General features: G+C 68.2%; 9 protein-coding genes, 1 tRNA gene and 1 pseudogene. 4 read left to right on the top strand and 7 right to left on the bottom strand.

Going from position 1 to position 13,390, the window contains the following annotated elements:
* Positions 1-94: 94 nt before the first annotated feature.
* Positions 95-2,182 carry a chaplin family protein gene (locus HD593_RS59040; protein ID WP_185111509.1) on the bottom strand — a complete coding sequence of 696 codons (2,088 nt, stop codon included), beginning with the start codon at positions 2,180-2,182 and terminating at the stop codon, positions 95-97.
* Between the two features lie 377 nt (positions 2,183-2,559).
* Positions 2,560-3,240, bottom strand: coding sequence for a hypothetical protein (locus HD593_RS59035; protein ID WP_312904418.1), 681 nt, complete (start codon positions 3,238-3,240; stop codon positions 2,560-2,562).
* Positions 3,241-3,580: 340 nt separating this feature from the next.
* On the opposite strand from HD593_RS59035, the gene HD593_RS59030 reads away from it, so the two are divergent.
* Both HD593_RS59030 and HD593_RS60890 read left to right on the top strand, forming a co-directional pair.
* Positions 3,581-3,666: transfer RNA gene (locus HD593_RS59030), tRNA-Leu, on the top strand.
* A gap of 313 nt (positions 3,667-3,979) precedes the next feature.
* On the top strand, positions 3,980-4,162 hold the full coding sequence (locus HD593_RS60890) for a hypothetical protein (RefSeq protein ID WP_221525484.1): 183 nt from the start codon (positions 3,980-3,982) through the stop codon (positions 4,160-4,162).
* Positions 4,163-4,207: 45 nt separating this feature from the next.
* Here the strand turns inward: HD593_RS60890 and HD593_RS65540 are convergent.
* From HD593_RS65540 to HD593_RS59015, 3 genes and pseudogenes are all read right to left on the bottom strand, one after another.
* Positions 4,208-5,323 (bottom strand): annotated as a pseudogene (locus HD593_RS65540) (recombinase family protein); the annotation flags it as partial.
* A gap of 286 nt (positions 5,324-5,609) precedes the next feature.
* Entirely contained in the window at positions 5,610-6,638 is a 1,029-nt protein-coding gene (locus HD593_RS59020; RefSeq protein WP_185111508.1) for a helix-turn-helix domain-containing protein, read from the bottom strand.
* A 138-nt stretch (positions 6,639-6,776) separates the two neighbouring features.
* Positions 6,777-7,025 (bottom strand): hypothetical protein, encoded by a 249-nt coding sequence (locus HD593_RS59015; protein ID WP_221525483.1) that lies wholly within the window; start codon positions 7,023-7,025, stop codon positions 6,777-6,779.
* Between the two features lie 862 nt (positions 7,026-7,887).
* On the opposite strand from HD593_RS59015, the gene HD593_RS59010 reads away from it, so the two are divergent.
* Positions 7,888-8,235, top strand: coding sequence for a GntR family transcriptional regulator (locus tag HD593_RS59010; RefSeq protein ID WP_185111506.1), 348 nt, complete (start codon positions 7,888-7,890; stop codon positions 8,233-8,235).
* A gap of 219 nt (positions 8,236-8,454) precedes the next feature.
* Here HD593_RS59010 and mobF read toward each other — a convergent pair whose 3' ends face one another.
* Positions 8,455-12,387: a MobF family relaxase gene (gene mobF, locus HD593_RS59005; protein WP_185111505.1), complete on the bottom strand. Its 3,933-nt coding sequence runs from the start codon at positions 12,385-12,387 to the stop codon at positions 8,455-8,457.
* Between the two features lie 208 nt (positions 12,388-12,595).
* Positions 12,596-13,060, bottom strand: coding sequence for a DNA adenine methylase (locus HD593_RS59000; protein ID WP_185111504.1), 465 nt, complete (start codon positions 13,058-13,060; stop codon positions 12,596-12,598).
* A gap of 80 nt (positions 13,061-13,140) precedes the next feature.
* Between HD593_RS59000 and HD593_RS58995 the strand changes: the two genes are divergently transcribed.
* The gene (locus tag HD593_RS58995; protein WP_185111503.1) at positions 13,141-13,287 is read left to right on the top strand and encodes a hypothetical protein; all 147 of its coding nucleotides are present in this window, start codon (positions 13,141-13,143) and stop codon (positions 13,285-13,287) included.
* Positions 13,288-13,390: the final 103 nt, after the last annotated feature.

The following is a 13,390-nucleotide window of genomic DNA, read 5'->3' as shown; positions in this document are numbered from 1 at the left end:
CGGGCCGCGCCCCCGGAACGGGCAAAGCGTCTATGGCGGGCTACTCACAGGTTGTGAGCGGTAGCCGTACCGTGTTACGTACTCGCTGAATCCCTTACTTACGGCCGAACCGGAACCGGCGGGCCGTGGCGAACATCGTCGCCGAGGCGGCGAGCAGGGAGCCGACCAGCAGCGCGAGCACCGAGCCCGCGTTCATGCCGGTCACGCCCGCGGGCTGCTCGGCGCTCATCAGGCCGATGTCCGGAACGGGCAGGCTGCGGGTGGCCGAGGCCACCGCCCCACCGGCCGGCGTGGAGGCGACCAGGTCGGTGGCCGGGGCGAGCGCGGAGGCCGGGCCCGAGGAGACCGCGCGGCCCCTGCCGTCGACCGGGGCGGACACCGCGGTCCGCTTCGGCTTCGCCGGGGTCACGGGCAGGCCGGGCAGCTCGGGGAGGGCCGGGAGGCCCAGCGTCCTGGCGGCGTCCGGGACGACGGGGAGCTGCCCGGTGACGTTCCCCACACCCTCGACCTGCTTGGTGACCTCGGCCACATTGCCGTAGCCCTCCACCTGCTTGGCGACGGTGCTGACGCCCGGGACGCTCTTGGTCAGCTCGGTCGCGCTGCCGAGCCCCTGGACCTGGTGGGCGACCTCGGTCACCTTGCCGCCGACCTCCTGGGCGCCGCCCAGCACCGGCAGGGAGGGCGTGATGGGCAGCATCCCGCCCTTGGCCGCCGCGACCTTGTTGTTGGCGCGGGCGAACCGCTCGAACCCGTCGGGACGCTCGTGCCCGGGCCTGCCGACGTTCGAGCCGCCGAGGCAGCCGGCGGCGGCGTCGCCCAGGACGGCCGCGGCGTTGCCGCAGACGTTGATCGGCGCCGCGATCGGCGCGACGGCCTGGTTGCCGCTCAGCACCCCGCCGGCGCCCGAGGTGCGGTTGCCGCCCCAGCCGGCGCCCTCGTGCGCCCAGACGCCCGCCCCGCCCCTGCAGCGGGCCTCGGACAGGCCGAGGACCGCCGCCGCGTTGCCGCAGACGTTGATCGGCGCCGCGATCGGCGCGACGGCCTGGTTGCCGCTCAGCACGCCACCGGCGCCCGAGGTGTGGTTGCCGCCCGCGTTCCTGCCGGACTTCCGTACGACGGCGCCGCCCTTGCACCCGGCGAACGCGTGGCCGAGCACCGCCGCGGCGTTGCCGCACACGTCGATCGGGGCGCTGACCGGGGCCACCGCCTGGTTGCCGCTCAGCACGCCGCCCGTGCCCGACGTACGGTTGCCGCCGGAGCCCGAGTGCTCGACCTTCGAGCCGCCCTTGCACCCGGCCGAGGCGTTCCCGACGGCGTTGCCGCAGACGTCCACCGGCAGGCTGATCGGGGCGACCACCTGGTTGCCGCTGCCGGCCCCGAAACGCCCGTCGGTGTCGTTGCCCGTCGAGCCCGCGGCCAGGTGCCGGGTCTGGTAGCGGTGGCCGGGCCCGCCGTTGTTGGTGACGGTCGAGCCGCCGCGGCAGCCGGAGAAGGCCCGCCCGATCACCGCGATCGAGTTGCCGCAGATGTTGATCGGCGCCGAGATGGGCGCGACGACCTGGTTCCCGCCGAGCACGCTGCCGTTGCCCGACGTACGGTTGCCGCCCACGCCTCGCCCGGTGTTGTTGACGGCGGCGCCGCCGGTGCAGCCGGCCGTCGCGTCACCGAAGATCGCCAGCGCGTTTCCGCAGGCGTTGATCGGGGCCGAGATGGGTGCGGAGATCTGGTTCCCGCCGAGCACGCTGCCGTTGCCCGACGTACGGTTGCCGCCCGCGCCGCCCCTGCCCTGGGTACGGACCGTGGCCCCGCCCTTGCAGCCCGCGTCGGACTTGCCGATCAGGGAGACGGCGTTGCCGCAGGCGTTGACGGGGACGCTGATCGGCGCGTTCACCTGGTTGCCGCCGCCGACGGAGCCGTTGCCCGAGGTGTCGTTGGGGATGCCGGGACGGCCCTGGTTGACGACCTCGGCGCCGCCCTGGGAGGTGGCCTCCGACTTGCCGATCGCGGCGGCGGAGTTGCCGCTGATGTCGATCGGGACGGAGATCGGCAGATCGACCTGGTTGCCGCCGCCGACGGACCCGTTGCCGGAGGTGTCGGCCAGCGCGGTGCCGCCGGTTCCGAACGACATGACGGCCACGGCCAGCAGGGCCGCGGGGCTCGATGCCTTCGCCCACGTACGCATGATGAATGCTCCTAGTGGTTCTTGGGGGGATGACCTGAACGGGTTCGCGGGCAGCCCGAGGGCACGTGCCGGGCACGTGCACAGCGGGACTCGGGATGCGCGAACCGGTGGAACTTGGAACGTGACGTTGTTTCACCCGCGGGCGGAGGGATTGATGCCACACTCCGCCGCTCTACGTGCGATTACGGACTCCGACGCCGTGACTCCTGGCCTCTTTCTGAGGCGCCCGGGCTTACTGACGGTGCCCGGCTTACTGACGGCGTCTGGGCTTCGCTGAGGGTGTCCGGGCTCGCTGAGGCGTGACCTTCAGCGACCGCTCCGAACCCTCGTCGCCCCGGCCGGCTGCCTTGATTCGAGCCGGTGTCCAGGTGCGGGGATCAGTCAGGTGAGAAGGAGGGGTCGTCCGCCGCTGTGCGGACGACGGGGGGAAGCAGGCGTGCCGGGAGGGCACGGCCGGCCTGGAGCCGCGGGTCGAAACCGGACCTCACGGCATCCCCGGTCGCAGGGCCGAAGGGACCACTGCCGCCGCCGTTGGGCACCAGACCATCGGTGTCCAGGATCTTCCCGGCGGAGGAAGGTGCGGGCAGGCCAGGGTCCCGCTGGCTGTTGAGACCGTCGACCGTACGCCCGGCCATGGCCTCGGCGTTGTCCGACGCCGAGACACGAACGGGCGCGGTGAGCCCGTGCTGCGCGGCCGGGTCACCGGCCGCATTGCCAGCCGTGTGACTGACCGCGTTACCGGCCGTATCACCGGCCGCATTGCCGGCCGCCGGGGTCGCGTCCGAACTCTCGGCCGCCCCTGTCGCCGCGGTGGAATCCGCGGCCGCCGGAGCGGCGGTGAGCATGCCGAACACGACAACGAGCAGCCACCCGGCGGCCACCAGGGCGCCAATCGCGACTGCCTTCACGACGACCCGCCGGGCACCGGCCGCGAACCGCGCCATCCGGTCACCCAGCTCGGTGGTCGGACCCGGAGCCGGGACAGCCTGGACAGTCACGCGCGGGCGGCGCGCAGCACGGGCCATCGCCCTCAGCCGCTGCACCGCCACGCGCGTCACATGCCCTCCCGAGCTCCAAGAACCGGCCTCACGTCGTGAGGCCGGTCCGTGGACTCACCCCTCAACGGTCCGTAACCGTAGCAGTACTCAAGGTTGTCGCAAGGCCTTTTCACCTGAGTCCCAGGAATTCACCAACTCCCCCGCCCGCGAACCACCCCGAACCCCCACATCCCTCCGCGCCCGCCGTCACGAGACCCCCATCCAGGACCCCAGATCGCCTTATCCGCAGGCGGTGAGACATCTCTCTGCCGGGGTACGGATTCTTGGTATGACGCACTCCTCAGAGTTTGCTAACCTTACTGAGCCGACGCGGGATGACGGTCTCGCGTGCAGGCACCAAGTCCGGGTGGCGGAATAGGCAGACGCGCTAGCTTGAGGTGCTAGTGCCCAGTGATGGGCATGGGGGTTCAAGTCCCCCCTCGGACACAAACCGGTGGCCTATGGGGTCCTGGTCACGAGAAGACGTGACCAGGACTTTTTGTTTTGACGGATGGTAGGTCAGCCGCAGGCCGATCTCGGCGTAGATCTTGCCCTTCCGGATCGGGTCGGCGTTCGAGAGCACTCGCACCATGTCTCCCAGTCTGTGTGTGATTTCCGCCAGCTCATCTCGCCCCAGCCGCTTCTGGGGCCGTACGTGCGCGCTGCTGAGCCGTTGCTCGGCCGCCTTCTTTCGGACGAGCTCCTCCTGGATCCAGCCGGTGACCAGAGACGGGTCTGCGCCCGCCTCAAGGGCCGCGCGATGCTGGGCGAGCTTGCGATCGCACTCGGCGATCTGACGGCGCGCCACGGCGAGGGCGTGGACCTCGGGCGGGCCCAGGTCCTGCGCGGCCACCAGAAGGTCGAGAGTCTGATCGACCCGGTGCGGCGCGAACAGCCGGCCGAGCCAACGGTCGAGTCGCAGGACCACGCGGTCTTCGCGTAGGTAGACGTTGCGGGGATGCATGAGGTGGTTGGCCAGGGCGTACTCCTCGGGGAAGCGGCACCGGTAGTACGGTGCGTCGTTGACCCATTGGCCCTGCATCCTGCGGTCGCAGATGCCGCAGTACAGCAGCCCTCGGAGCTGGTACGGCTTCGGGGTGCGCTTACGAGTCTTGTCCGTGTGGCGATTGCCCCGCCCGGTCAGCGTCATCTGAACGGCATCGAAGTCCTCCTTGGACACGATCGGCGGATGAACAACCTGTTCCGACCAGACCCAGTCCTCCTTGGCGTTCCACCTGAGTCTGGTGGTGTGGCCCAAGCTGACGTCATCCACGTTCATGAGGACCTCGTGCTTACCTTGCCGGTTCCACACCTGGTGTCCCACGTACCGAGGATTGGTCAAGATGGCGCGCACTGCGCTCTTGGACCAGGCGATGCCGGAGCGGTGCCGGTTCCGGGCCGGGTCGTGCGCCGACGGGCTCGGGATCCCGTTGCGGGTAAGCCTCTCGGCTATGGCGAACAGGCCGTAGCCGTCGAGGAAGGCAGCGAAGATCTCTTCCACCACGGGCGCGGCTGCGGAATCGAGTTCCAGCCGGTGGGCACGCTTGCCGTCGGCGGCCTTGGCGGGGTTGGGGTGAGGGCCGGCATCGGCCAGCCGGTAGCCGTATGGCGGCCGGCCGCCGAGGAAGCGGCCCTCCATCTGGGCCTGGGCGGACATGGCGCTTCGCACGCGGATCTTGATGCGATTGCGCTCGCCCTTGCTCATGCCGCCGAACACGCTCATGACCAGGTCATGGGCCTCGTTGGTCGGGTCGATCGGGCCGCCTACCTCGGGTACCCAGAGCTGGACTCCGAAGTGCTCGAAGACGGGGAAGGTGAGGCTGTACTGGTTGCCGTAGAAGGCTCGGTGTGGTTCGCCGATCACCACCGCGCCGAAGCCTCGATCGGGGTTGCGCAGCTCGGCGAGCAGCGCCGCCGCGTGCGGGCGGCGCTGCCAAGGGATCGAACGGGACTTGTCGACGTCGAAGAACTCGGCGACGATCACACCCCCGCGCGGCTCGATGAGCGCGCGGGAGCGGGTGATCTGCCAGGCCCGTGAGGACTGGGGGTCTTGGTTGTCCTCAGTGGAGACTCGGCCGTAGAAGGCGAAGGGGATGGTGTTCATGGGTTCCTCAGGCCGCGTCCGGGTGGCTGGTCTGGAGGTGGTGATGGGCTTCTAACAGGATGGCGAGCAGTTCCGAGGCCGCGCCAGGCGTGAGGCGGGGAGGCCCGCTCGGCAACACAACATGGGGAGTCGGTTGGGTACGGCGGGTGGATGCCTTCATGATGGGGGTGCTCCTATACGTTCGTTGCTGACGGCAGGAGTGCGGCCCCGGCGACGTGCTTGGCGGTATTGGCGTCGGGGTCGCTTGGAACCACTGGGTGCTCTGGAAGAGCAGCTTTGTGCATCCTCATGCGGTTTCCTCCAGAGCGATGCCACGGCGGCACAGAGCGCACGCACGGGGCCGTGGGTCGCCGTGGATGCACACCGCACTCGTGGTCGCCTCGGCCACAGTTCGCTCATCCGGATATGTCCGGCGGGACCTACGCGGCGGATCAGGGAGGTCCCCCAGGCGAGATGTCAGCACGGCGTACGGGCTGCGCACTCCAGTGGTGTTGGCCCGTACGTACTCGGCGAGAACGGTGGGATCCCAGCCGGCTGCGATTGCCCTGGTGACGACGGGGACGAGGCGGCGAAGCTGTCCCTTGGACAGCGGCCAGTCGGGGCCGAGCTTGGCCAAGAACAACTCGACCGGCGTGGCGGTGGCTTGCTGATGGCTGCCGAGATCCGCACCGCCCGCCCCTTGGTTGTCCACAGGTGTCCCGGCGTCGATGCCGGCCCGTGCGGGTGGTGGTGGTTCATTGCTTGGTTCAGTGGAGAGTTCCGGTGCAGCGGCTGCACCCCGTAGCTGCACCGGTTGCACCTCGTCGCCACGTCGGCTGCACCCCGTGGAGGCGACGGGGTGCGAAAGCTGCGCCCCGCCTTCCTGGTTGTCCACAGCCTGTGCGTCGGCGTTATCCACAGGTGCTTCACCGGCGGCGGCCTTCGCCGCCTCAACGCGAGCGGTGACACCGGGGAACATGGCCTCCAGGGCCTTGAGGTCTTCAGCATCCAGATCGGTACGCACGCGCTCCATCGCAAGGTCCCAGACTTGCGGGCGCCGATCACCCCGCTTGATGTGGGCGGCCACGATGGCCGGGTCACCTTTTCGGATGATCTGGTCGGCCTCCAGGCGGTCGAGTGCCGTACGTACGGTGCGCTCGCACCGGCGGGTATAGCGCACGAGCGTCCTGGTGCTGGGGAATGCGCCCTTCCCGTCGGGGCCGGCATGAATGGCCAGCCCGACCAAGACAGCGGCGCACGAGGCGTTGGGCTTACCGTTGGAATCCATCGGAATGGGCGCAAGGTTGTGCGCCCACTTAACTGCTTCGTGACTCATCTCTCGTCTCTTGTGTTCATCTGGATGGTTCGGAGCAAGATCCGAACGTCGGATTGCTACTGCAGGCTCGGGAGGCCGTCGTTGACCTGTCGCTGCAGACGAAGCGTCCAGCCGGTTCCGGAAGCCCGGAAGCGACCGCTAACTCTCACCGGCCCCTGTGAGGTGCAGGGTGGCGGTGGTGTTGAAAGCGCAGTCGAGGTGCATCGCAAGATCGCGTGCCATCTCCTGAGTCAGAGTCAGTTCTGACAAAGCCTTGTCAAGACTCCCAGCAGGGTCTCCACAGTCGTCGCTCAGTTGTCCTGATGCCTGCATGCGCTTCAACGCCTCACCGAGCTGCCTTAGCAGTTGGTCCAGCCGAGCAGCGGCAACGCTGACCTTGCCGAGCACGTCGTTGACCGTGGCCGGAGAGGAGACGCCAGCGTGAGAGAGCGTGGCATGGTTGAGTACGCGAACCGCCTCGGACAAGGCCGTGGCGGTTCGCACGTGTATTCGTCGTCATGAGGGCCGTCTGTTGACAGCCGAACCGTCTCTGTCACTCCCTGACTCCAGTCGCGAAGAACTTGTCAAGTTGCGCTCTGGCCGTCAGAGTGGTGATCAGAGTCAGCAGCCGATGCACAAGCGGCCAAGGCACCCCCAAGGTGTCTGCGCTTGCGTCCGATGGCATGCTGAACACGACCGACTCCCTTCGAGTGGGTCTGGCGGGAGGCCCGGCGCCTCAGCGCCTGCAAGCTTTGCGGCGCCGGGCTCTCCCCTGTCAATGGATTAGAACAAGGTCGACATCATGGACCTCGCGTCCGTCGACCAGGTGCGTGCCCGAGATCGCGTCTCCCCGCGTCTCCGGCCTCGATCGCTTCCAACGTCCCCCCGCCTGTTATTTGGGTCACATCAAGACCAGGTGTACCAACTATAGGAAACAACGACGCTTTACGGAATGTTGACTGGCCTGTCAAGGATTTGAGGCTACTACTCCAGCGCTCTGCAAGACCTTCGCGGGACCGTGACAAAGCTTGCCTCGGCCGCGACTTTCCGCACGTCAGCACATTCTTTTCCGGATTCAGACCGCCTTGGACGGTAATGGATCCGTCTCGCCAAACCTGGGCGGCAACTCGCGGCATGCAGCAGGCGTAAGACGACACCACCTCCCGGATCTGAGCGGACGAAAACTAGCTAACCACCACTGTACTAGTTCAGTCTAGATCTAGCTCAACACCTCTTTCCTGGTACACCCAGAACACCTAGCCTTGGTGTCGTGCCGGTGCCTGACTTCAGCAATCCTCGACCTGTCTACCTCCAGATCGCGGATGACCTGCGACAAGAGGTAGCAGCAGGCCGCCTCGAAGTGGGCGAGCGACTGCCCGCGCGGCGGCAACTTGCCCAGCGCTACAGCGTCGCTGTGGAGACCATCCGCCGGGCGTTGGACGAACTTGCGCGCGAAGGCGTGATCAGCACCCAATCGACCCGCGGCACATATGTGGTCAAGACTCCCGATCAGCCTGATCCCTCTCCCGATCTGCAGCAGCTCATCAGCGATGTGCGACAGCTGACCGAGCGCATGAAAATGCTGGAGGCCCGGGTGAAGGACCTCGAAGGCCGTTGACTACTTTCATCGGCGCTAAAGATCAACTTGGGTGCCGCTCTCGTACTTCACCTACGGTCCTCCTCGGCAGTTGCCCACGGCCGTCGAGAAGCCGCGGGTCCAGGTGGAGCGGACCGAGCGCAGCGAGGGCCGACTACCTGGAGGCGCGGCGAGCGACGGTCATAATCGGGCTGCGAGGAGGGCCGAGGTGGCACCGGGCCGAGTCGGCTTCTTCTCTCTCTACCTGCTCAGGCCACGTCTGTGAGTGGGTTCGTTGCTGGAGTGGTGGCGGGGCGGCTGGTATGCCTGCCCAGGAGGTCGCCGATCCGTGCCGTTCGGGATGCGCTGGTCTGTTCTTTCCCGGACGTCCGTGTGTTCGGCTCGGATCAGCTGTTCGAGGTCGCGCTGGTCGGGAGGGAGATCGAATCGGCGCATGATCTCGTTTTGGATGGCGGTGAGTTCGCGCTGGGCGGCGGTGTGGGCTTGCCGGTGTTCACGGGCGCGCATCTCGGCAAGAGAGACGTCGCGTTGTCTTGCGACGTGTAGTTCCGTGTCAAGGGCGCGTGTCAGCTCAGCGTGGCGGCGTCGTACCTGTAGCCAGGTGCCGGCGGGCGGGGCCTGTGCGGCGGTCTGGCGGGCTGCCTCGTCCAGCGCCGGGCCTTGGGCGCGGAGTGACGTCAATGCATGAGTGATGCGCTCGTGGGCGGCGTGGAGATCGGCGAGGGTGGCTGTCAGGTCGTGGCGGCGAGTTCGGTGCCACGGGCGCAGGCTGTCCAGCTCGCGCTCGGCGGCACGCTGTCGCCGGCGTAGCTCGGTCAGGCGCTGATGGGCCTCGGTGACGGTTTGGCGGGCCTGCTGGAGTCGCAGGGCCGCGGTTTCCGCCGTCTCGATCTGACGGACTTGCTTCTCCAAGGTGTCTCGCTGGGAGAGCAGGCGGCTTTCGTAGCGCCCTCCGCCCTCGACAGCCAGGCGGTGAACGTTCTGTTCGATCCCTTCGGCATCGGCTGCCAACGTGGTGAGCCGTTCACCGAGCCGACTCATGCGCTGCTGCAGCTCGGCATCACTGACCAGCCCGAGGCCGGACGGGGAGCCGAGAAGCAACTGCTGGGTCCGGGCACGCTGAACGGCGAGATCAGCCTCGCGTTCGGCGGCCCGGAACTCGGCGCGGGCGCGAGCAAGCTCGGCATCTTGCGGTCGGACCGTGTGAGCGATGGGATCGGGCTCGGGGGTCACGAGGCGGTCGGCGCGGTCGCCGTAGAGGGTGAGGGCGTAGGCGGCCAGGGCCCGCTGTAGTTCGTCGGCCGGACCGCGCACAGGGCCATGGCGGAGCTGGTCGGCTTCGCTTTCCAGGAGTTCGCGAGGCAGGTACAGGCGGGCGTTGTGCCGGTCGCGGCTCATGCCCGTATAAAGGGTGTGCACGTCCGCGCCCAGCCCGTAGACGAGGCTGTACTGGCTGGTCAGGCCCTGGGCGGAGGCCACGGTCATCGCGGTGCCGTACGACAGGCCGCCGGCCGCGATGTAGGCAGGGCTCACCCATTCACGTGACAGGGTGGGTCCGTCCGCACCGGTCCGGCGCCATTCGACCTGTACGCCGCGGCGGGGGTCGATGGCGGTGACGCAGCCGCGGTAGCCGTTGAGCACATCCACCGGGCCTTCTCCGCGCCGCGCGCGGTAGTCGTTCTTACGCACCCGTACGTGGTCCCCGACCGCCAAGGCGATGGTGGCCCCACCGGCCAGGTGGTAGATGCGCTCGGGGCCGGACAACTCGCCCAGTTCGCGACGGATCGCTCGGGCGGCCAGGTTGAGCCGGTTGACGGCGTCGTTGGTCCCGGCGAGCACCAGCAGGCCGGCCAGCTCGTCATGTACGGCTGGTCCTTCGGCGCTCCGGTACGGCTGCCGGGTGGCCGCCCAGTCGGCGATCAGACGCGCCATCGTGTCATCGGCGCCGGCCTCGGCACATACGCGTCCGCCGGCAGCCCAGGTGTGCAGGGCCTGACGGTGTTGACCGGCCCGGAACAGCTCCAGCGCACGACGTTCCAGAGGATCGCGCTGGCGGCGGTTGTGCCGCAGCACCAGCCCGTCCACCTGGCGGTGGATGGCGGCGAACCCGCCGCCCACGCCGATCGCGCGCAGCTGCTTGGGATCCCCGAGGAGCACCACCTTGGTACCGTGCCGCTCGGCGTCGGTGAGCAGCGTGGCGAGCTGGCGGTCATCGACCATGGCCGCCTCGTCGACCACCAGCACGTCCACCCCGGCCAGCCCCATACCGTTGCGGATGCGCAGCAACCAGGTGGCGACAGTGTCGGTGCCGATGCCCGATTCCGCACGCAACGTGGCGGCTGCCACCGCCGCAGTGGCCGCGCCCCGCACGACCACGCCGCGACTCTCGTACGCAACGCGTGCCGCGGCCATCAGCGTCGTCTTGCCCGCGCCGGGAACACCGATGACCGCCTCCACCCCGTGTCCGGCGCGCAGAATGCGTTCCAGCACGGCGCGCTGCTCGTCGGTGAAGGTCAGGTGGTGACCCACTTGGAAGGTGTCCAGGGACAGGCGGACAGTGTCGGCGTCGAGCGCGGCCACGCCCCTGCCGTAGCGGCGGCGCACCGTGGACAGTAGCGCCTGCTCGGCCTGCAGGATGTCGGCGGACGTGTAGCGGGCGGCGTTGGACATGTGCCGGGCGCCAGCATCGGACAGGCGTACTGCCGGACTCAGCGCCAGCACTTGATCGGTGAGCGCTTCGGCTTCGGCCAGGCCCGCCACGCCACCTGGGAGAGCATCGAGGACCGCAGCCAGCACGTCAGCCCGGGTGACCTCCTTGCGACGCGCGGTCAGCCCGCCTTCCGGCCGCCAGATCCACGCCGCGATCTCCTCCGGAGAGGGTCTCACGGGCAACCGCGCGCCATCGAGGCACGCTGCCACCAGCGCAGAGCCGTCCAGGCCGGCTGCCGCGACCTGGCTGTGCCAGTCGGCGCGCAGCTCGGCCTCAGTGGCGTCGGTCTTGCGCTGGCGGCTCTGCGTCGAAGCCACCTTGCGCGTCGCGCGGGAGGCCTCACCGACCGAGATGCCGAGCTTGGCCAGCACCTGCTTGATCTGACCGTCACGCTTGGAGAACAGCGTCCGCGCCTCGGCCGGGATAGCCGCGATCTCCCACGCGCTCGTCTCCGGGTTTCGAGTGCAGGAGATTCCGTAGTCTTCGATCAGCGCCCGGCGCATGCGGGCCTTGAGATAAGCATCTGCGGCATGCGCATGGCGGTACAGGTCCCGTCCACCGGCCGCGACCGCCGACCATTTCCCATCCAGCCCGCGTACCAGGTTGGCGATGACGAAGTGCACGTGCAGATGCGGATCGGGCGACGCCGCGCCGACCGGGCGCGCGGTACGGTGCACCATCACCCAGCCGATCAGCCCTGACGTGGCCATCTGTTCGGCCAGACGGCCGTGGCCTTGGTGGCCCCGCTGGCCGTACCCGGCCCACTGCTCAACCGCGGCGACGGTCTCGAAGACCACCTTGGCGAAGATGGCCTCCAGCTCGGCCGCGAAGCGCGGGTCGGCCAGCCCGTGCAGCACCGAGACGCTCTTGGGCAGGTCCAGAGTCAGGTCATAGCCACGGTTGCCGATACGGACCCGTGCATCACGCCACTTGCGCGCGTACGCCAACTCCTCCGGCTCATACACGTCGGCCAGATCGATGCCTGCGGCGAAGGCCAGCCGGTCGAGATCGTCCATGCGCACGAGATGCGCCTCGCCCTCCCGGGCGATACCACGCGCCATCTGCGCAGCACGCTTGACCATCGCCGGACGGGCCGCCAGCAGATTCCCCACAGTGGTGCCACGTGCGGCGGCCGCTTCCTCCAACGCCGCCCCGAGTGGAGCTGCGGGCAGCTTGCCGCGCGGATCCACCACATGCTTGGCCGCCATCAGCTGCTTGCCGGTGTTCGGATCCTTGCCGTCCATCAACGCCCGCGCTTTGCCGTGCTGATCGGCTGTCAGCGGGGTACCCGGGACGATGCCGAACTCTCGCAGACCTTCACCGATCCACACCAAATTGCACTCGCCGTCCAGCCGGTAACCCAGCTGTCCATCCGGCCCGTCGTGGACTTCCCTGCCGCGCTCACCGGCATGAGGTACGCCGCAGCCGGCACCCTCCTGTAATCGGTATTCCACTTGCTCCATGCAGGGGCCTAACGCGCTGACCCAAGCCATGTGATCCCCAGTCTGGACACGGGGCAGCGATGACTACCTGGGAAAACATGGCGCCCGTGAGTCCCAGAAGTATCGAAGATACCTTCAGTCCACTGAGAAACTTGATCTTGTAAGAAATGGTTACATGACGTGTCAAGGTTAGTCTGTGGATGATTGTTGCAGGTGGTGATGACATTGTCTATGTCCTGATTGAGTCGACAATGTCATGGCATCTCGCATGAACCTCACCGAGGAGTGCATGGCGTTGCCATGCATCTCCTGGACTCGTCCGGCAGGCGAAGGCGGCCACGAGATGGTTGTGGTCGGGGCCATGCCAAAGCGCGATCCACCAGCGGCGTGTCCGGCACGGTGGAGTCGCCCAAACGCGCGGCTTGATGCTCGGCGCGGGCGTACAGGGTGAGTGGATCGCCCGGATCAGCGCGCGGAGCTGGTCGCGCAGCCTCCGCATGAACGCGATGAGGTCACCGTTGACGTCGTTAATCGTTCCGATTTGCGCGGGCTTCTTGGCGAAAAACACCGCCGCCGAGCCGGCGAACGGCTCGACATACACCTGCACCTCGTGCGGCGGCAGCAGCCCGGCGAGAAACGGGGCGAGGCGACCCTTGGCGCCGTAGTACTGGAATAGGGGACGCAGCGCCACCACGAGCCCTCCTCGCTATCGACACCGGTTAGCGTGGGCGCGCGGCGGAGAGCGCGGAGGATTCCCGGACCCTGGCCAAGGGGATGACCAATGCCGAGCTGTTCGAACCGCCGCAGCGCCGCCCGGTGGCCGGGCGGCATGGCAAACCGCCACCTGCGATGACGCTCGATGATCACGGTTCGCGTTCAATGAATGACGGATTGCTTGCCGACGGTGGCGTTTCAGCGTGAGCAGACGCAAGGCGGGCTGGCGGATCGCCATCACGGTGCTGGCCGTCCAGATTCTGTCTGAGTCTCGACTCTGCTGAGGCCGACAAGCTCGCGCATGAGCGCG

The organism is Nonomuraea rubra, from assembly GCF_014207985.1.
In the GTDB taxonomy this organism is placed as follows: domain Bacteria; phylum Actinomycetota; class Actinomycetes; order Streptosporangiales; family Streptosporangiaceae; genus Nonomuraea; species Nonomuraea rubra.
Note: the sequence above shows the minus strand (reverse complement) of the source record. Positions and strands in the feature narration are given on the sequence as shown.